The organism is Flavobacterium inviolabile, from assembly GCF_013389455.1.
Lineage (GTDB): Bacteria > Bacteroidota > Bacteroidia > Flavobacteriales > Flavobacteriaceae > Flavobacterium > Flavobacterium inviolabile.
Map to the genome: position 1 here is coordinate 426,284 of NZ_CP058278.1, position 19,580 is coordinate 445,863.

The 19,580-nt window shown below is 39.4% G+C and carries 21 protein-coding genes; 12 read left to right on the top strand and 9 right to left on the bottom strand.

Annotated elements, in window-relative coordinates; translation table 11 throughout:
* Positions 1-41: 41 nt before the first annotated feature.
* Complete coding sequence (locus HW120_RS01905) at positions 42-1,040, top strand: NAD-dependent epimerase/dehydratase family protein (protein WP_177730241.1); 999 nt, start codon at positions 42-44, stop codon at positions 1,038-1,040.
* Here the strand turns inward: HW120_RS01905 and HW120_RS01910 are convergent.
* Genes HW120_RS01910 through HW120_RS01920 form a run of 3 tightly spaced genes read right to left on the bottom strand, consistent with a single transcriptional unit; the run spans position 1,033 to position 3,496 of the window.
* Complete coding sequence (locus HW120_RS01910; protein WP_177730244.1) at positions 1,033-1,413, bottom strand: DUF4296 domain-containing protein; 381 nt, start codon at positions 1,411-1,413, stop codon at positions 1,033-1,035. The genes HW120_RS01905 and HW120_RS01910 overlap by 8 nt on opposite strands.
* A gap of 4 nt (positions 1,414-1,417) precedes the next feature.
* Positions 1,418-2,758, bottom strand: coding sequence for a dihydroorotase (locus HW120_RS01915; protein WP_177730245.1), 1,341 nt, complete (start codon positions 2,756-2,758; stop codon positions 1,418-1,420).
* A 15-nt stretch (positions 2,759-2,773) separates the two neighbouring features.
* Entirely contained in the window at positions 2,774-3,496 is a 723-nt protein-coding gene (locus HW120_RS01920; protein WP_177730247.1) for a polyprenol monophosphomannose synthase, read from the bottom strand.
* Between the two features lie 105 nt (positions 3,497-3,601).
* Between HW120_RS01920 and HW120_RS01925 the strand changes: the two genes are divergently transcribed.
* Positions 3,602-4,267, top strand: a complete 666-nt coding sequence (locus tag HW120_RS01925) for a DUF4271 domain-containing protein (RefSeq protein WP_177730249.1) — start codon at positions 3,602-3,604, stop codon at positions 4,265-4,267.
* A 20-nt stretch (positions 4,268-4,287) separates the two neighbouring features.
* Complete coding sequence (locus tag HW120_RS01930) at positions 4,288-5,046, top strand: uroporphyrinogen-III synthase (RefSeq protein WP_177730251.1); 759 nt, start codon at positions 4,288-4,290, stop codon at positions 5,044-5,046.
* Positions 5,047-5,142: 96 nt separating this feature from the next.
* Here the strand turns inward: HW120_RS01930 and HW120_RS01935 are convergent, their stop codons facing one another.
* The 3 genes from HW120_RS01935 to HW120_RS01945 all read right to left on the bottom strand — a co-directional run bounded on the left by HW120_RS01935 (position 5,143) and on the right by HW120_RS01945 (position 7,828).
* Positions 5,143-5,433, bottom strand: coding sequence for a hypothetical protein (locus HW120_RS01935; RefSeq protein WP_177730253.1), 291 nt, complete (start codon positions 5,431-5,433; stop codon positions 5,143-5,145).
* Between the two features lie 315 nt (positions 5,434-5,748).
* Positions 5,749-7,362 (bottom strand): phosphoenolpyruvate carboxykinase (ATP), encoded by a 1,614-nt coding sequence (pckA, locus tag HW120_RS01940; protein ID WP_177730255.1) that lies wholly within the window; start codon positions 7,360-7,362, stop codon positions 5,749-5,751.
* A gap of 79 nt (positions 7,363-7,441) precedes the next feature.
* A complete protein-coding gene (locus HW120_RS01945) occupies positions 7,442-7,828 on the bottom strand; it encodes a DUF423 domain-containing protein (RefSeq protein WP_177730257.1) in 387 nt (128 codons plus the stop codon).
* 128 nt (positions 7,829-7,956) lie between these two features.
* On the opposite strand from HW120_RS01945, the gene HW120_RS01950 reads away from it, so the two are divergent.
* The gene (locus HW120_RS01950) at positions 7,957-9,309 is read left to right on the top strand and encodes a saccharopine dehydrogenase family protein (protein ID WP_177730259.1); all 1,353 of its coding nucleotides are present in this window, start codon (positions 7,957-7,959) and stop codon (positions 9,307-9,309) included.
* A gap of 88 nt (positions 9,310-9,397) precedes the next feature.
* Entirely contained in the window at positions 9,398-9,868 is a 471-nt protein-coding gene (locus tag HW120_RS01955) for an Lrp/AsnC family transcriptional regulator (RefSeq protein WP_177730261.1), read from the top strand.
* A 55-nt stretch (positions 9,869-9,923) separates the two neighbouring features.
* Here the strand turns inward: HW120_RS01955 and HW120_RS01960 are convergent, their stop codons facing one another.
* Positions 9,924-10,619: a zinc metallopeptidase gene (locus HW120_RS01960; protein ID WP_177730263.1), complete on the bottom strand. Its 696-nt coding sequence runs from the start codon at positions 10,617-10,619 to the stop codon at positions 9,924-9,926.
* Positions 10,620-10,717: 98 nt separating this feature from the next.
* Positions 10,718-13,531, bottom strand: coding sequence for a leucine--tRNA ligase (leuS, locus tag HW120_RS01965; RefSeq protein WP_177730265.1), 2,814 nt, complete (start codon positions 13,529-13,531; stop codon positions 10,718-10,720).
* A gap of 264 nt (positions 13,532-13,795) precedes the next feature.
* Between leuS and HW120_RS01970 the strand changes: the two genes are divergently transcribed.
* The 4 genes from HW120_RS01970 to truB are packed head-to-tail and all read left to right on the top strand — an operon-like array spanning position 13,796 to position 16,478.
* Complete coding sequence (locus tag HW120_RS01970) at positions 13,796-14,671, top strand: cell division protein FtsX (protein ID WP_177730267.1); 876 nt, start codon at positions 13,796-13,798, stop codon at positions 14,669-14,671.
* 31 nt (positions 14,672-14,702) lie between these two features.
* The gene (locus HW120_RS01975) at positions 14,703-14,957 is read left to right on the top strand and encodes a DUF3098 domain-containing protein (RefSeq protein ID WP_177730268.1); all 255 of its coding nucleotides are present in this window, start codon (positions 14,703-14,705) and stop codon (positions 14,955-14,957) included.
* 11 nt (positions 14,958-14,968) lie between these two features.
* The gene (locus HW120_RS01980; protein ID WP_177730270.1) at positions 14,969-15,778 is read left to right on the top strand and encodes an undecaprenyl-diphosphate phosphatase; all 810 of its coding nucleotides are present in this window, start codon (positions 14,969-14,971) and stop codon (positions 15,776-15,778) included.
* A 10-nt stretch (positions 15,779-15,788) separates the two neighbouring features.
* The gene (gene truB, locus HW120_RS01985; protein WP_177736134.1) at positions 15,789-16,478 is read left to right on the top strand and encodes a tRNA pseudouridine(55) synthase TruB; all 690 of its coding nucleotides are present in this window, start codon (positions 15,789-15,791) and stop codon (positions 16,476-16,478) included.
* A gap of 83 nt (positions 16,479-16,561) precedes the next feature.
* Here the strand turns inward: truB and HW120_RS01990 are convergent, their stop codons facing one another.
* Positions 16,562-17,161 (bottom strand): thioredoxin family protein, encoded by a 600-nt coding sequence (locus HW120_RS01990; RefSeq protein ID WP_177730272.1) that lies wholly within the window; start codon positions 17,159-17,161, stop codon positions 16,562-16,564.
* Positions 17,162-17,269: 108 nt separating this feature from the next.
* On the opposite strand from HW120_RS01990, the gene HW120_RS01995 reads away from it, so the two are divergent.
* From HW120_RS01995 to frr, 3 genes are all read left to right on the top strand, one after another.
* Positions 17,270-18,049: a patatin-like phospholipase family protein gene (locus HW120_RS01995; protein WP_177730274.1), complete on the top strand. Its 780-nt coding sequence runs from the start codon at positions 17,270-17,272 to the stop codon at positions 18,047-18,049.
* Positions 18,050-18,180: 131 nt separating this feature from the next.
* Positions 18,181-18,888 (top strand): UMP kinase, encoded by a 708-nt coding sequence (gene pyrH / locus HW120_RS02000; RefSeq protein ID WP_177730276.1) that lies wholly within the window; start codon positions 18,181-18,183, stop codon positions 18,886-18,888.
* Positions 18,889-18,912: 24 nt separating this feature from the next.
* The gene (gene frr / locus HW120_RS02005) at positions 18,913-19,476 is read left to right on the top strand and encodes a ribosome recycling factor (protein WP_177730278.1); all 564 of its coding nucleotides are present in this window, start codon (positions 18,913-18,915) and stop codon (positions 19,474-19,476) included.
* Positions 19,477-19,580 lie beyond the last annotated feature (104 nt).

A 19,580-nucleotide genomic window follows, 5' to 3' on the forward strand; every position in this document is an offset into this window, starting at 1 on the left:
TCCTACTTCCATAAGCTGCTATAATTACTACATTTGTAACTATGATATTAGTAACAGGCGGAACCGGATTAGTAGGCGCATATCTTCTTCTGGACTTACTTCAGAAAGGAGAGGCCGTTCGGGCTATTTACCGTTCGCATTCCAATATCCAAAACACCAAAAAGCTTTTTGAAAAACACCGGCAAACGGCCCTGTTTGAAAAAATAGACTGGTTTGAAGCCGATATTACCGATATTCCCCGTTTAAGCAAAGCTTTTAAAGACGTGGAATATGTGTACCATTGTGCCGCGTTAATTTCTTTTGATCCGGACGACGAAGAATTGCTTCGCAAAACCAATATTGAAGGCACTGCCAATGTTGTCAATTGTGCACTGGATTTCAAAGTCAGAAAACTCTGCTATGTAAGCTCTATCGCTGCTTTAGGCGACACTAAAGAAGGCGAAACACTCATTACCGAAGAAACAGACTGGAACCCCGAAAAACTCCACGGTGATTATGCCATTACAAAGTTTGGCGCCGAAATGGAAGTATGGCGTGCCGCTCAGGAAGGTTTAAAAGTAATTGTTGTTAATCCCGGAATCATTTTCGGAAGCGGCTTCTGGAATAACGGCAGCGGCCAGATTTTTAAAAAAATTGCCGGCGGATTCCCATTCTACTCAAAAGGCGTAACCGGAATTATAGCTATTGAAGATGTTATCCGCATCATGACCACCTTAATGAACAGTGATCTTACCGGAAACCGTTATACGCTTGTCGCAGAAAATCTTTCTTTGGAAAAAATATTGTTTACCATCGCCGACGGCATGGGTAAAAAAAGACCTGCCATTTATGCCGGTCCGCTGCTCACAGCGATAGTCTGGCGACTGGACTGGTTGTTTTCCAAACTATTGTTCCGTAGCAGAAGTTTCACGAAAGCTACATCAAAATCCTCCCATTCACAGGAAATTTACAGCAATAAAAAAATAGCTCAGGAACTGAACTATTCTTTTACCTCCATGGAGGAATATCTTTTAAATCTAGGGAAAGAATATACTAATTAGCTGCATCCGTAGGCGGAACACCTGTAGTTTTCTCGATTTCTGCGCCTACCGCTTTTCGCTGCTCATCCAATCTTTCAATCACCTTGTTATACAGTCTTTTATATCCTTCCACATCGGACGCATAGTACTTATTACTGGCTTCAATTATTTTAGCATTGACTTTATACTTATTAAAGATATAATCATCCAGCTTTAGATTATTCGAGGAAATCCGCAGCGGATCATAGCCGTCAACAGCCTGATATATCGCAATATCCGATAAAATTTCGACCATAGTATCTTCCGGAATAAGATTCACGGGTTTTTTCATGACCTGTTGCTCACAGGCAGTAACCACACATAGCAATCCGATAAGAAAAAGAAGTTTTTTCATAATTTTATCTATCAAATAATAAACGCTCTCCGCAACGAATATCTTTAATCTTCGAATTTACATAAACTAACTGTCCGTTTACCAACGTATGGGTAATTCGTGATTTAAAATTCGAACCTTCAAAAGGCGACCATCCGCATTTGTACAGAATATTTTCTTTTTTCACGCTCCATGGAAGTCCCGGATTCACAATAGCCAGATCGGCATAATATCCTTCTCTGATAAAACCTCTTTTTTCGATTTTAAAGATTTTAGCCGGATTGTGTGCCATTTTCTCCACGATTTTCTCCACGGAAATTTTCCCCTGATGAAACGCTTCAAACATCGCCACAACTGCATGCTGAACCAATGGTCCGCCGGAAGGGGCGCTGGTATACGGATTTTTCTTTTCTTCCAATGTATGCGGCGCGTGATCTGTTGCAATCACATCGATTCTGTCATCCAATAAGGCTTTCCACAATTCATCCCTGTCCTTTTCCGTTTTTACGGCCGGATTCCATTTTATAAATGTCCCTTTCTTTTCATAATCGGCATCGGTAAACCAAAGATGGTGCACACAAACTTCTGCGGTGATCTTCTTCTCTTCCAATGGGATTTTATTGGTAAACAATTCCGTTTCCTTAGCGGTAGAAACATGGAAAATGTGCAAACGGGCCCCGGTTTTCTTCGCCAGCTCAATCGCTTTCGAAGAAGAAAGGTAGCACGCCTCTTCACTTCTTATTAAATGGTGGAATTTCATCGGGATATCATCTCCGTATTCCTCTTTGTATTTTTCAAGATTCGCCTTGATTGTCCCTTCATCTTCACAGTGAACGGCAATCAGCATGGGCGTACTGGAAAAAATCTTTTCCAGAACTTCTTCATTATCCACAAGCATGTTTCCGGTTGACGAACCTAAAAACAATTTTATCCCGGCAACATTTTTCGGATTGGTTTTTAAAACTTCTTCCAGATTGTCGTTTGTTCCGCCCATCATAAACGAATAATTCGCATAGGATGTTTCGGCTGCAATCTGGTATTTTTGTTCCAATAATTCCTGCGTTACCGCATTCGGAACCGTATTGGGCTGTTCGATAAAGGAAGTGATTCCTCCGGCAACAGCAGCTTTCGATTCGGAAGCAATATCGCCTTTATGCGTTAATCCCGGTTCCCGAAAATGCACCTGATCGTCGATTGCACCCGGAATAAGATAATTTCCTTCGGCATCAATAATTTTACAATCAGAAGATTTAGGGCTTATACTTTCTGCGATTTCCTTGATAATTTGTCCTTCTATCAATACATCACCTTCAAAAATAACGCCTTCATTTACAATCTTCGCATTTTTTATTAATATCTTGTTCATTGTGAATCTTATCTCTTATAATCGGTTTATCATTTTTTTCAATCGCAATGTAATCACTCCGAATATTGCTTCTTTTATAATCGCATTACTCATTTTTGACTGTCCTTTTGTCCGGTCCGTAAAAATAATCGGCACTTCAACAATCTTCAGTTTTTTGACGAAAGTCCGGTATTTCATTTCAATCTGAAAAGCATACCCGACAAACTTAATTTTATCCAGGTTGATCTGCTCCAGAACCTGTTTTTTGTAACAGATAAAACCGGCGGTAGCATCATGAATTTTCATTCCGGTAATGATATCCACATAAACAGAAGCAAAATAGGACATCAAAACACGGTTTAGCGGCCAGTTAACCACATTCACACCGGTTATATACCGCGATCCTATTGCCATATCCGCACCGGCAGCACAAGCCTCATACAAACGCTTTAAATCTTTAGGATTATGGGAGAAATCGGCATCCATTTCAAAAATGTATTCGTATCCTCTGTCCAGAGCCCATTTAAAACCGTGTACATAAGCCGTTCCCAGCCCCGATTTTTTGAGCCGGTTTTCCAGATGCAGCAAACCCGGGTATTCCGATTGCAATTCGGCAACCTTACGGGCCGTTCCGTCCGGAGAATTATCATCAACCACAAGTATATGAAACGGGACATCCAATTCGAAAACAGCTCTCACGATGTTTTCTATATTTTCAATCTCGTTATATGTTGGAATGACAACTACTCCTAAACTCATTTTTACTTAAATTTGCCTGCAAAAATAAACTATTTCTGATGGTTGTTTCATAATAAAAGTATAATAAAAATATTCCGTTTAAAAATTAGTACTTTTACAGACGATATGATGGATTTAATATTTAACGAGAGAGTAGTTGAAAACAAAGACTGGGCAACAATTTTATTTGTTGTTTGCTTTGCTTTACTTGCAATTAATAAGGCCGTTTTTGAAGTTCGTTTTAACGAGTTCATCCGGCTCGGTATTTCCGATAAATACATAAAGATTTATAAGGACAGCGGCAACATGCAAAGCTGGTTCACGATCTCTATGTTTTTTGTCCAGCTGATTTCCTTTGCTTTTCTCATCCAGATTATCCTGAGCTATTACGGCCATACCACCAAAACCAACTGGATTTCCTACATACAGATTGTAACGCTTCTGGGCGTATTTATCCTTTCCAAATACCTGATTGAAAAGATCATCGCGACATCATTTAACATTGAGGAGTTCAACGAGCAATTTAATTTACAAAAAGTTAACTATCGAACCTACATCGGTTTACTCATTTTACCCATCAATTTATTCCTCTTTTACAACAATTTCCCATCAAAAAAACTAATATTAGGCGTTATTTCTATTATTTTAATAATAAACATAACAACTTATGTGTTTACATTGAAAATTTATCAAAATTTAATACTGGGCAAGCTGTTCTATTTTATTTTGTATCTTTGCACACTTGAAATAGCCCCCTATTATTTCATGTATTATTGGTTTACGAAAAGTTAGAGCATTACAATTATTTTAATATGAAAGTGAAAACAATCTTGGTCTCTCAACCAGAACCTAAAGTAGAAAATTCACCATACTTTGAGCTTCAACAGAAGCTGAAAATTAAAGTCGACTTTAGACCATTTATTCACGTAGAGGGCGTTCCTGCCAAAGAGGTTAGACAGCAAAAAATTGATTTAAACAATTATTCTGCCATCATTCTTACGAGTAAAAATTCGGTCGATCACTTTTTCAGAGTAGCGGAAGAAATGCGCTATAAGGTTCCGGAAGATTTAAAATATTTCTGCCAATCTGAAGCTATCGCTTTCTATCTGCAAAAATATGTAGTTTACAGAAAACGTAAAATTTATGTTGGTCAAAAAGACTTTGTTGATTTATCACCATTAATCAAAAAGTATAAAGACGAAAAATTCCTGTTACCGTCTTCCGATCAATTGAATGCTGATATCCCACAAACGCTGAACAGCTTAAAAGTTGACTGGATACCAGGAACATTCTACAGAACTGTAATGAGCGATTTATCGGACTTAAAAGACGTATATTACGATGTTTTAGCGTTCTTTAGTCCAACGGGAATTAAATCATTATTTAAAAACTTCCCGGACTTCCAGCAAAACAACACCCGGATTGCTGTTTTTGGAAGCACCACCCAAAAAGAAGCCCTGGAACACGGCCTACGGGTAGACATCATGGCTCCGACACCGGAAACACCATCGATGACCATGGCTTTAGAAAAATACATTGTTAAAGCCAACAAAGAATCAAAAGAGAAATAAACCTCAAATAAAAAAGCCTCCCAAATGGGAGGCTTTTTCTTTTTAAACTCTCAAAAAAACAAAATCGAATATAATTTACATTACCCGATAATTATCTTAAACACACACTGTATCACCAAGTGCAATCAGTGCGTTAATTGCTTTATCTCCTTTTTCGCCTGTAAAAATCTTGGCTAAGGTTAACAGTATTCTGGCTACAGGCCACCACGAACACCATTTCGACTGAAACCGCTCCACATTCGGAGTATCAAAATCACCCGATTTTCCGTTTGGAAAAATCCCGCCTACCGTATAATCCGATTCAATATGCTTGGCAATATCTCTTGCGTTTCTCATGCTTAACGAGTTCGCTTTTAATAATTCCAATTCACTTGCAGACAGTTTCATATACTTTATTTATATATTTTTTTTTAAAATGTATCCTTTTTATTCAAAAGCGAAATATTTTAATAGTTAACTGAATTTCAACACTATAGCCCCCTAAAATATTTATTCTTCAGCTAACTATTAAAATAAAATCTGTCTTTTTTAAAATCATTCTAATTTATAACAAAAACCAAAACAAATATTACGGTTTTTTTACATTTATGTTACGGATTCAATAAATAGTTAACATAACAAAAAACTAATTTTCAGATAACATCAGCGCATAAAAAAAAGCCATTCAAACGAATGGCTTTCAAAATATTATTGCAAATTTAATTATAACTGCGGACCCGCTTTAACTAAATTTTGTCCTTCTTCATTATCGGTATACTGAACAAAGTTTTTAACAAACAACTTCCCTAAGTCCGTCGCTTTGTTTGTCCATTCTGTAGCATCAGCATACGTATTTCTCGGATCAAGAATTTCGGTATTTACACCTTCCAGAGCTTTAGGAACTTCCAGGTTAAAGATCGGAACAATCTGCGTTTCGGCTGTTTCAATAGAACCGTCAAGGATTCTGTCGATGATTGCACGGGTATCTTTAATAGAAATACGTTTTCCGGTTCCGTTCCATCCTGTATTTACCATATAGGCTGTAGCGTTGTGCTCTTCCATCTTTTTAACCAGCTCTTCTCCGTATTTTGTCGGGTGCAAACATAAGAATGCTTTTCCGAAACAAGCAGAAAATGTAGGTTCCGGCTGTGTTACACCACGCTCAGTACCTGCTAATTTAGCGGTAAACCCGGATAGGAAGAAATATTTCGTTTGTTCCGGAGTCAGTTTTGATACCGGTGGCATTACTCCGAAAGCATCTGCTGTTAAGAAAATAACTTTTGAAGCATGACCAGCTTTAGAAACCGGTTTTACAATATTGTCAATATGATAAATCGGGTAAGAAACACGTGTGTTTTGTGTTACAGAACCATCTTTAAAGTCGATTGTTCCGTCGGCAGCAACCGTTACGTTTTCCAATAACGCATCTTTACGGATGGCATTGAAAATATCCGGCTCGTTTTCTTTACTTAAGTCAATTGTTTTAGCATAACAACCGCCTTCAAAATTGAAAACACCTTCATTGTCCCATCCGTGCTCATCGTCACCGATTAATTCACGTTTAGGATCTGTTGATAACGTTGTTTTTCCTGTTCCGGATAATCCGAAGAAAACCGCAACATCACCATCTTTACCTTTATTAGCAGAACAGTGCATCGAAGCAATTCCCTGTAATGGTAAATAGTAGTTCATCATGGAGAATAATCCTTTCTTCATTTCACCACCATACCAGGTTCCGCCGATTAACTGAATTTTTTCTGTTAAGTTGAATGCCACATAAACCTCAGAGTTCAATCCGTGAGCAGCATACTCTTTAAAATTTGTTTTAGAACCATTCATTACTACGAAATCAGGCTCTCCGAAGTTTTCCAGTTCTTCTTCTGTAGGACGGATAAACATGTTTTTCACAAAATGTGCCTGCCATGCCACTTCCATAATAAAACGCACTTTTAAACGTGTGTTTTCGTTAGCTCCACAGAAAGTGTCCACTACATATAATTTTTTCCCGGAAAGCTGGTCAACCGTAGTTTTCTTTAAAGCATCCCAGGTTTCCTTTGTAATTGGCTTATTATCATTTACTGCTTTTTCTGATGTCCACCAAATAGTATCTTTTGTAATATCGTCTTTAACTATGTATTTATCCTTAGGGGATCTTCCTGTAAAAACACCCGTCATCACGTTAACAGCTCCCAGTTCCGTCAACTGCCCTTTCTCAAATCCCTCTAGCTCCGGATTCAATTCTTCATTATATAGGTAATCATACGATGGATTATAAATAATTTCAACCGTATTTTCGATACCGTATTTCTCTAATGAAATTGTATTAGTAACATTCATAACTTAAAAATGTGTTGTTTGTTATTTAAGAACGCAAAAGTAAAAATTTAATTTTATAATAATTTTTTTTTAATAAATATTATGCTTTTTTCCTGATTAGCTGTACAAAGAGTATTCCCCATGCCAATATCAGTAAAAGACCACCAACAGGCGTAATAGGTCCCAGCACCTTAAAATCGCAGCCCGTTACAGCCTTTGTTGCCAACAGGTAAATGGATCCTGAAAAAAATAACACTCCCGTAACCACTAAATAGAAGATTGTTTTTTTAGCTTTTTCCGTAAGCATGGCCGTGGTACCCACAAATAATAAAAACAGAGCATGATACATCTGGTATTTTACTCCTGTTTCAAAAGTGGCCAGCTGTGCTTCATCCAGAACCTGTTTTAATCCGTGAGCGCCAAAAGCACCCAATATTATTGCAACAGCTCCCATGATAGCTGCTACTCCGGCTATTTTTCTATCCATATTTTCAAAATTATGCTCAAAGTTACTATTATTTTAAAAAGTTAAATAATGATATTAATCATCTTTTATGTTTTTAAAGAATATAACAAATTCCTATTTTCGTAGACTTTTTAAAACAAACAACTAAAATGAGACATATTTTAATCATCGGAGCCGGTCGCTCGGCTTCGTCGCTCATTAAATATTTATTAGATAAATCGGAACAGGAAAATTTACATTTAACCATAGGCGATTTATCATTGGAATTAGCTCAAAAGAAGACCAATAATCACCCAAGAGCAACGGCTATTGCTTTTGACATGTTTGATGATGCGCAGCGTAAAACCGAAATCCAGAAAGCAGACATCGTAATTTCCATGTTGCCGGCTTACCTGCACATTGAAGTTGCCAAAGATTGTATTGCCTATAAAAAACACATGGTAACCGCTTCTTATATTTCGGACGCCATGCAGGAACTGAACGAAGCCGCCATTGCCAACAATCTTGTGTTTATGAATGAGATCGGACTGGATCCGGGTATTGACCACATGAGTGCCATGAAGGTTTTGGATGAAATTCGCGGAGAAGGCGGAAAAATAATCCTGTTCGAATCTTTCTGCGGCGGATTAGTTGCCCCGGAATCCGATAACAATTTATGGAATTATAAGTTTACATGGAATCCCCGTAATGTTGTTTTAGCCGGACAGGGCGGAGCCGCTAAATTCATCCAGGAAGGAACCTACAAATACATTCCGTACCACAAACTGTTCCGAAGAACAGAGTTCCTGGAAGTGGAAGGTTACGGCCGTTTTGAAGGTTATGCAAACCGTGATTCCCTTAAATACAGAAGCGTTTACGGTTTAGACAATGCCTTAACCGTTTTTAGAGGTACCATTCGCCGTGTAGGCTATTCCAGAGCCTGGGATATGTTTGTACAATTGGGAATGACAGACGATTCATACACTATTGACAATACCGAAACCATGAGCTATCGGGAGTTTGTGAATTTGTTTTTACCATATCACCCGACAGATTCTGTTGAGATCAAACTTCGCCATGTCCTTAAAATCGACCAGGACGATGTTGTATGGGATAAATTATTAGAACTGGACCTGTTTAACGCCAATAAAATTATCGGCCTTAAAAACGCCACTCCGGCGCAAATCCTTGAAAAGATCCTGACGGACAGCTGGACTTTAGCACCGGATGACAAAGACATGATTGTCATGTATCACAAAATCGGTTATGAGGTAAACGGCGAAAAGAAACAGATTGACGCTACTATGGTTTGCATCGGCGACGACCAGACTTACACTTCAATGGCAAAAACCGTAGGACTGCCGGTTGCTATGGCAACGCTTCAGATCCTGAACGGCAATATTAAAACGCCGGGTGTACAGCTTCCGATCAACAAAGAAGTATACCTTCCTATACTGAAAGAACTGGAAGAATACGGTGTGATTTTTAAAGAAAAAGAAGTAGCCTACAAAGGATACAAATAAAAAACAAAAAAGGCTGACTGTAACAAATCAGCCTTTTTTACTTTAATAAAGCATTTCATTTTGTAACTTTAACTTCAAATTATCACCAATGAAGATAAATTCCTTACAAATTGAAATGGACGGAATCGACAAGGAAATCCTCCGTTACCTGATGGAAGATGCCCGGAAACCGATTTTACAGATAGCCAACAAAATTGGTATTTCCGGTGCGGCCATACACCAGCGGCTGCGAAAACTGGAACAGGCCGGTGTGATTACCGGTTCCCGTTTTACCGTTAGTCCGAAAATTTTAGGCTACAGTACGATGGCATTTGTTGGTATTTACCTGGATAAAGCTTCCCGGAATCCGGAAGCTGTAAGGGAATTAAAAAAAATACCGGAAGTACTGGAATGCCATTATACAACCGGAAACTGGAGCATTTTAATCAAACTGATCTGCCATGACAACGAGCATTTAATGCAGTTGCTCAACAAAAAGATACAGGCAATTGAGGGTGTTTCCCGTACGGAAACATTCATTTCACTAGACCAGCAGATCGAACGGCAGATTCAATTATAACCATAAAAAAATCCGGTACTTGCGCACCGGATTTTTTTTACTTTATATTTTCAGATTAATCTCTTCTTCCAAAAACCTGGAAAGCCCAGTATACCAAGGATGCCAAAGCACCAATTGCAGCTACCACATAGGTTCTTGCAGCCCATTTCAAGGCATCTTCCGCTCCGGCATATTCCTGCTGGCTCAGCATGTTCTTATTTTTCAGCCATGCCAAAGCACGGTTACTGGCATCATATTCGACCGGCAAGGTGACAAAACTAAAAACAGTGGCTACACCCATTAACACCAAACCTAATATGGCAATATAAAATCCGAAACCAACTTTTGCCGCAGCGCCTAAAATCAAACCACCAACCACTAACCATTGTGACATACCCGAGGTAACACTCACCATTGGTACCATTTTGGAACGCATTTGCAGCATTCCGTAAGCGGTGGCGTGCTGAACAGCGTGTCCGCATTCGTGTGCCGCTACTGCCGCTGCCGCTGCATTTCTTTCATTGTATACCGCCTCACTTAAGTTAACCGTTTTATCTACCGGATTATAGTGATCCGTCAGTCTTCCGGGAGTCGAAATAACCTTTACATCATAAATTCCGTTATCGGCAAGCATTTTCTCGGCTATTTCCGCTCCGGACATTCCGTTACGCAAATGCACCTTTGAATATTCTTCAAACTTGCTCTTTAATTTGTGGCTTACAATCCAGCTTACTAAAGCAATTCCTCCTAATAAAATATAATATCCTAACATCGTTTTTACTTTTTAGTTTTCTAAAATTACTAAAACAACATCAAATTACAAGCCAATTAGGACTCTCTTAACAGAATCTGCAATTTTGTCAGTCCGGTTTATCCTACTAAATTGATGATTTTTCCGGGAACAATAATCACTTTTTTCGGTGCATTTCCGTTTAATTGTGCTTTTGTTCTTTCGTCTTCCATCACAATTTTCTCAATTTCTTCTGCTGTTAAATCCATGGGCAGTTCAATTTTGAAACGCATTTTTCCATTAAAAGAAACCGGGTATTCCTTACTGCTTTCTACCAGGTGCTGTGCATCAAATACCGGGAAAGGCACTTTTGAAACGGAACCTTCGTTCCCCAAGGCACTCCATAATTCTTCTGCGATATGCGGAGCATACGGAGAAATTAAAACCGCCAATGGTTCCAGGATCGCTCTTTCATTGCATTTTGCCGCCGATAATTCATTTACCGCGATCATAAATCCGGAAACCGAAGTATTGAACGAGAAGTTCTCTATATCTTCCTGTACTTTCTTAATGGTTTTATGCAACGTTTTTAAGGCTTCTTTGCCTGGCTCGTTATCCGTAACGATCAAACCGTTATCGTCAAAATACAAACGCCATAGTTTTTTCAGGAATCCTGACACTCCGGTAATTCCGGCTGTATTCCATGGTTTTGCCTGCTCTAACGGTCCTAAGAACATTTCATACAAACGCAACGTATCGGCTCCGTACTGTTCACAGATATCATCCGGGTTTACGACGTTGTACCATCTTTTCGACATTTTCTCAACTTCTCTTCCAACAATATATCTATCATTTTCCAGAATAAATTCAGCATTTGCAAATTCAGGTATCCATTTTCTCAATCCATCAATACTGATCTCATCAGAAGCATTAACCAAATTAACATCAACTCTTATTTCTTCTGTCTGATAATCCCCTCTTAAATTTTTAGAAACATATTTATTTGTTCCGGATACACGATAAACGATAGCACTCATTCCTAAAATCATTCCCTGATTAATCAGTTTTTTGAACGGTTCTTCGGTTGGCGCCAATCCTTTATCTTTTAAGAATTTGTTCCAGAAACGGGAATATAGCAAGTGGCCGGTAGCGTGTTCGCTTCCGCCGATATACAAGTCTACATTTTCCCAATATTTCAAAGCTTCTTCCGAAGCAAATGCTTCTGCATTATGAGCGTCCATATAACGCATCCAGTACCAGGAGCTTCCCGCCCAGCCCGGCATTGTATTTAATTCCAACGGAAATACCGTCACCTGATCGATCCGGTCATTGCTTACCACCTGATTGTTTTGCGTATCCCAGGCCCAAACCGTTGCATTTCCTAACGGCGGCTGTCCGTCTTCTGTTGGCAGGTATTTTTCCACCTCCGGCAATACGATCGGCAGGTATTGTGCTTCGATCATTTGCGGCAGGTCGTTTACATAATATACCGGGAACGGTTCTCCCCAATAACGTTGTCTGGAGAATACCGCATCACGCAAACGGTAGTTGGTCTTTCCGTTTCCTTGTCCTAATTTTTCAAGGGCTTCAATTGCTTTTTTTGTAGCTTCTTTATAATTCAGTCCGTTTAAGAAATCGGAATTACCGATGATGGTTTTTTCTTTATCGCCAAAAGCTTCTTCCGAAATATCCACTCCTTCAAAAATATTCTGAATCGGAATATTAAAATGTTTGGCAAAGGCATAATCTCTTTCATCACCGCAAGGCACTGCCATAACAGCTCCGGTTCCGTATCCTGCCAATACATAATCCCCTATCCACACCGGAATCGGTTCTTTGGTAAAAGGATGTTCTGCATACGCTCCTGTAAAAACACCGGAAATGGTTTTCACATCTGCCATACGCTCTCTTTCACTTCGTTTTGCCGTAGCCGTAACATACGCCTCCACAGCTTCTTTTTGTTCCGGAGTAGTGATCTTAGCCACCAATTCGTGTTCCGGTGCCAAAGTCATAAAAGTTACCCCGAAAATCGTATCGGGACGGGTCGTGAATACTTCCACAACCGCATCATGGTCTTTCAGGTTAAACGTAACGGAAGCTCCAACGGATTTCCCGATCCAGTTACGCTGGCTTTCCTTGATGCTTTCACTCCAGTCGATGGTTTCCAATCCCTGTAGCAAACGCTCTGCATAGGCAGAAATGCGCATACTCCATTGTGTCATCTTTTTACGGATAACCGGATGTCCGCCACGTTCGGAAACACCGTTTATAATTTCATCATTTGCCAATACCGTCCCCAAAGCCGGACACCAGTTTACTTCGGTTTCTGCCAGATAGGTCAACCGGTACTGCAACAATATCTTTTCTTTTTCTTCTTTGGTAAAGGCATTCCACTGCGCTGCCGAAAACGGTGCTATATTCTCGTCACAAACCGCATTTACGCCGGCATTGCCTTCTTTTTCAAAAACAGCTGTCAAAGTAGCGATATCTTCCGCTTTGTCAGTATCGATATTGTACCAGGAGTTAAACAATTGGATAAAAATCCATTGTGTCCATTTGTAATAATCCGGGTTTGACGTGCGCACTTCTCTGCTCCAGTCGAATGAAAAGCCTATTTTATCCAATTGCTCGCGGTAACGGGCAATGTTTTCTTTTGTTGTTTTTTCAGGATGCTGACCGGTTTGAATGGCATATTGTTCTGCCGGTAATCCGAAACTGTCGTATCCCTGCGGATGCAGTACGTTAAATCCTTTATGACGTTTGTATCGCGCATAAATGTCTGAAGCGATATAGCCCAGCGGATGCCCTACATGCAGTCCTGCTCCCGACGGGTAAGGAAACATGTCTAATACGAAATATTTAGGCTTAGACGAATTATTTTCTGCTTTAAAGGTTTGGTCTTCCGACCAGAATTTCTGCCACTTGGCTTCAATTTCATTTGGATTGTACTTCATTGCTCTGAATTCTATGTTACCGGAAATTGCGTTCCTGTATGTTTTCTACTAATTTATCGTGAATCGTTCCGTTTCCACGCATCAAAAGATACTGAAAAACCGGTGTGGATTGCCAAAAAATCCCAAAACGATTCGTTTCCCAATCAAAAAACCTTCTTTTTGGGCAGGCAAATTTACATTATATTATAAGAAAGTTAAAACTTTGGACGTTATAAACCCTAAAAACAATTTTCTTTATTATTTTTACGGCTTAAATCAGATTCTATGGCTTCATCTTTTGAAAAGTATCAAAAACGCAAACTTATTTCTTCCTATTTTTCGGTTATTTTGAGTATTTTCCTGGTGCTGTTCCTTTTGGGCGCTTTAGGGCTTTTTGTTATTAATTCTGGAAAGATTTCAAACGATTTTAAAGAAAACATTCCGATGTCTGTTTACTTTAACAGTGAGGCCAACGACAGTATTCTGAAAGCATTCGGAACACAACTGGTTGCTTCCAATTATGTAAAGGATCACACTTTTGTTTCCAAAGACGATGCAGCAAAAAAACACAAAGATATCATCGGTGAGGATTTTATGGAGTTCTTAGGATTCAATCCGCTTCAAAATTCTTATGACATTCACCTGAAAGGAGATTATGTTGTTTCTGACAGTATTAAAGAAATTGAAAGCAATATTCGTAAAAACCCTATGGTTACAGAGGTTATTTACGACAAACAACTGGTTGATCTGGTAAATGAGAACGTAAAGAAAATTACGTTTTGGATTTTAATCGTAAGTGCCGTACTGGCTTTGGTAGCGATGTTGTTAATTAACAGCTCACTGCGTTTATCGATTCATTCCAACCGTTTTATCATCAAAACCATGCAAATGGTCGGGGCAACAAAATCGTTTATCCGCAAACCGTTTATCTGGAGAAGCATCAAGCTGGGACTAATTGGTTCCGGACTGGCTATTATTGCTTTAATAGGATTGGTTTTCTATGTAGACGGTCTGTTTCCTAGTTTAGGCATTGCAACCGATTATCTTTCTATTGGTATTGTACTGGCAGCCGTATTGCTGGTAGGCATTATCATTACCTGGATCAGCACCTTCTTTGCGACCCAGCGCTTTTTAAATTTAAGAACAGACGATTTATATTAAGAATCTAAAATAATAGTAAGAACACGATACAATGGAGAACGAAAACAAACACAAACACGACTTTCTTTTTGAAAACGTTAATTACAAAATCCTTTTTATAGGTCTTGGTGTTATTGCCTTAGGTTTTTTATTAATGTCGGGTGGCGGCAGTACCGATCCGAACGTATTTAGTGAAGATATCTTCAATTTCAGAAGAATCAAACTGGCACCGACCATCGTTTTAATCGGTTTTGGAATTACGATTTATTCGATTATCAAAAACCCTAAAAAAGATACTAAAGCCTAGTACCCGTTTCAATGGATTTATTACAAGCCCTTATTCTTGCCGTTATTGAAGGCTTAACAGAATATTTACCTGTTTCTTCAACCGGCCACATGATTTTTGCCAGTTCTTATTTTGACATTCAAAATGACGATTTTGTAAAACTATTCCAGGTTTCCATTCAGTTCGGAGCCATCCTTGCCGTTGTGGCGTTGTACTGGAAAAAGTTTTTCGATTTCTCCAAATTCAATTTCTATATCAAATTAGCCTGCGCCGTAGTACCAGCTTTGATTTTAGGCAAAATTTTTGACGACATGATCGATGCCGTATTAGGAAAACCTATTCCGATCGCGATTGTATTGATCTTAGGCGGTGTTATTTTGTTATTTGTGGACAATTTTTTCAAAAACCCGACGATTCACAAAGAAGAAGATATTTCCATTAAGAGAGCCGTGATTATCGGATTCTGGCAGTGTCTGGCAATGATGCCGGGAACAAGCCGTTCGGCCGCTTCTATTATTGGTGGTATGCAGCAGGGCTTAACCCGCCAGGCTGCCGCTGAATTCTCTTTCTTTTTAGCCGTTCCCACGATGCTTGCCGTTACCGTATATTCGCTGTTTTTAAAAACGTATGAAGTTTCCCAGTTGAAAGGATACGAACTTTTACTGCAATCCGGTGACAATATCAAATTGTTCCTTATCGGTAATGTAGTTGCCTTTATTGTGGCGGTTATCGCTATTAAATTTTTTATCGGCGTGGTTAAAAAATACGGTTTCCGTCCGTGGGGATATTACCGTATTATTGCCGGAACAGCTCTTCTGATTTACTTTACCTATATTAAATAATTACACTTTGATTACAGCCGAAGATTTCCAAACGGGACAAGTTTTACTGATTGACAAACCTTTGCAATGGTCGTCGTTTCAAGCCGTGAATAAGATTAAATGGTCCCTGAAGAAACACCTGGGATTAAAGAAAATCAAAGTAGGACATGCCGGGACTTTAGATCCGCTGGCATCCGGTTTACTGATTGTGTGCACCGGTAAATTCACAAAGCGCATCCCGGAATTACAGGGAATGATCAAAGAATATACCGGAACTTTTCACCTGGGCGCGACAACACCTTCGTATGATCTGGAAACGGAAATCGATGCTGTTTTCCCGACCGGACACATCACAGAAGAACTGATCTACAAAACAGTAGCATCCTTTTTAGGTGAAATCGACCAGAAACCACCCATTTTTTCCGCTATTAAAAAAGACGGCAAACGATTGTATGAACATGCCCGAAAAGGTGAAGAAATAGAAATCCAGGCCCGAAAAACCGTTATCCACGAATTTGAAATTACCCGTATTGCTTTACCGGAGGTAGATTTCAGAGTGGTTTGCAGTAAAGGAACCTATATCCGTTCTCTTGCCTACGATTATGGTCTGGCTTTACAGTCGGGCGCACACTTAACCGCTTTGCGCCGTACTAAAATCGGAGATTATGCTGTTGACAATGCCATGCTGGTTACCGACTTTGAAGATTCGGTAACGCCTTAAACCATCATACCATACAAGAGGCCACAAAAAAGACGGCATTAGCTATCCCAATACCGCCTTTATAAATCAGATACGTTTTTCAATTACAAACCTTCCATCACACCAAGCAGTTCCTGTTGTGTAGAAAGTCCTTTGTCTTTCAGGTACCACATTTGCAGGTCCGTCTTCGCCGTTTCATCAACAACACCGTGTGCTGCTTTGTAATCCAGTATTAATTGTTTGGCTCCCTGTGGCCGCGGACCCCAATCGGCCAGTATTTCTTTAGTATCGGCATCCAAAACAATCACTTTTGGAATAGCCCTTCCTCCGTTTGTTAAAAAATGCTGCATCAATTCCTCATTTTCATCTCTGAAAACAAGCTGCAGTGTTATATTTTCTGTATACTCGTCCATTTTGTGCAAGATCGGCAAGATCTGCGCCGCATCGCCGCACCAGCCTTCCGAAAGCACCAGCCAGATATATTTTTTACGGATAGCTGCCAAACCTTCCTGTATGTTTTGCGGTACCGCAATTGTTTTATCCAGACGATTCATCCGGGTTTCATTCAATTCACTGTAATGCAATAAATCATCAGACTGTTCATTACCCGTCGATTTCCCCTCTTTCAGTAATTTTGTCACCAAGCTTCTGTATTCCTGATAAGTATAACTTCTTTTCAGGCTGTCTTCGATATAATTTTCCATTTTCTATTTATTATACTGTGCAAATTTAGCGCAAAAAACAGGATTAAAAAGTAACAAAAGTCACAATCCAATGGACAAAAAGTGTAACTTTATCTTTTTACAGTACAAATGGATTTACAAACAAAATCAATAGGTTTAATTCTTTCCGGCGGCGGCACAAAAGGATTAGCACATGCCGGAGCCATTAAATTTTTAGAAGAAAAAAATATCCGCCCTGTTCATATTGCCGGTACCAGTGCCGGATCCATCATAGGTGCTTTATATGCCTGGGGAAAATCGCCCGATCAGATTCTGGAATTCTTCAAATCCATTTACTTTTTCCACTGGAAGCATTTTACACTCAAAAAAGCCGGCTTAATTGATTCAGAATCTTTTAAAAAATATTTTACCTCAATTTTTGAAGACGCAACTTTGGGCGACCTCAAAATACACACCCATATTACCGCAACCGATATGGTAAAAGGGAAGCTGAAAATTTTCAGCCCGGAAACCAAGATCGTTGATGCCATTTTAGCCTCATCCTCTTTTCCCGGTGTTATGTCGCCTTATGAGATAAAAGGACGCATTTATAGTGACGGCGGTATCCTGAATCACTTTCCGACCGATATTTTACAAGGCCGCTGCGACACCTTAATCGGTGTGTATGTAAGTCCTATCCAGAAAATAGAGGCCAGGGATCTTACTTCCATAAAAGCGGTAACAACCAGGGCTTTCGATTTGCTTTCTGCAAATTCCAACATGCAGAAATTCAATAACTGCGATTGGGTGATCGAGCCGGAAGAACTATCCATTTACAGCACTTTCGAAACCAACAAACTGCGAATGGAATCTATTTTCAATATTGGCTATGAGGCTGCCAGAAAGTCCTATCTGGAGCTCAAATTATAAATAACACCCCGTTCCGCTGCGTATGCATTTGCCTGTTAACCAAAAGTATTGCTTTGTTTAAGAAATATTTACGGAGTTAGTTTTAAAAAAACAGATAATAACTATATTTGCACCACTAAACAAAACTTGCAATGAAATACAAAAGAATCCTTCTAAAATTAAGCGGTGAAGCTTTAATGGGTGAAAGACAATATGGAATTGACCCTAAAAGATTAGCCGAATATGCAGCTGAAATAAAAGAAATCCATGACAAAGGTGTTGAAATCGCTATTGTTATTGGAGGTGGAAATATTTTTAGAGGTGTAGCCGGAGCGAGTAATGGGATGGATCGTGTTCAGGGAGATTATATGGGAATGCTTGCTACCGTGATTAACGGTATGGCATTACAGGGTGCTTTGGAAGAAGCCGGCATGCAGACCCGTTTGCAAACTGCTTTAAAAATTGAAGCCATTGCAGAACCGTATATCAAAAGAAGAGCTGTTCGCCACCTGGAAAAAGGAAGAATTGTTATCTTCGGAGCCGGAACCGGAAATCCTTATTTTACAACCGATACGGCAGCAGTTTTAAGAGGTGTTGAAATCAATGCCGATGTAATCTTAAAAGGTACGCGTGTTGACGGTGTTTACACTGCCGATCCGGAAAAAGATGCTACGGCTGTAAAATATGATTCGATCACTTTCGAAGATGTATTGAAAAAAGGACTTAATGTAATGGACACAACCGCCTTCACTTTAAGTCAGGAAAACGAATTACCAATCATTGTTTTCGATATGAACAAAGAAGGTAATTTATTAAAAGTGTGCGAAGGCGCAACAGTTGGAACAACAGTAAATATTTAATTTTGAATCATAAAAATTAGTATCATGACGGAAGAAATTAATTTTATTTTAGATAGCACAAAAGAATCCATGAACGGTTCTTTATCGCACTTGGAGAAAGAATTCCTGAACATTCGTGCCGGAAAAGCGACACCGCAAATGCTTGGTGGTGTTTTTGTAGATTACTACGGTTCTCAAACGCCGCTTTCTCAGGTTGCAAACGTTAACACGCCCGATGCCAGAACGATTACCGTTACGCCATGGGAAAAAAGTATGTTACAACCTATCGAAAAAGCAATCATGATTGCTAATCTTGGTTTTAACCCGATGAACAATGGTGACAACATCATCATTAGTGTTCCGCCATTAACAGAAGAACGTCGTCGCGACCTTGTTAAACAGGCAAAATCGGAAGCAGAAGATGCCAAAATCAGTATCCGTAACGTACGTAAGGATGCCAATACCGATATCAAGAAATTAGAAAAAGACGGAACTTCTGAGGACATTTGTAAAACTGCCGAAGAAGACGTTCAGAAACTAACCGATATCTTTATCAAAAAAATCGATGAGCTTTTGGCCGGTAAGGAAGCCGAGATCATGAAAGTATAAGTCAAAAAAATCCGCTGAATCAGCGGATTTTTTATTTCCCCACACAGCATTCCGCTACTCCGCTTTACAGTCCGAATCAATTCCCGCTTTAAATTAGCTTTATT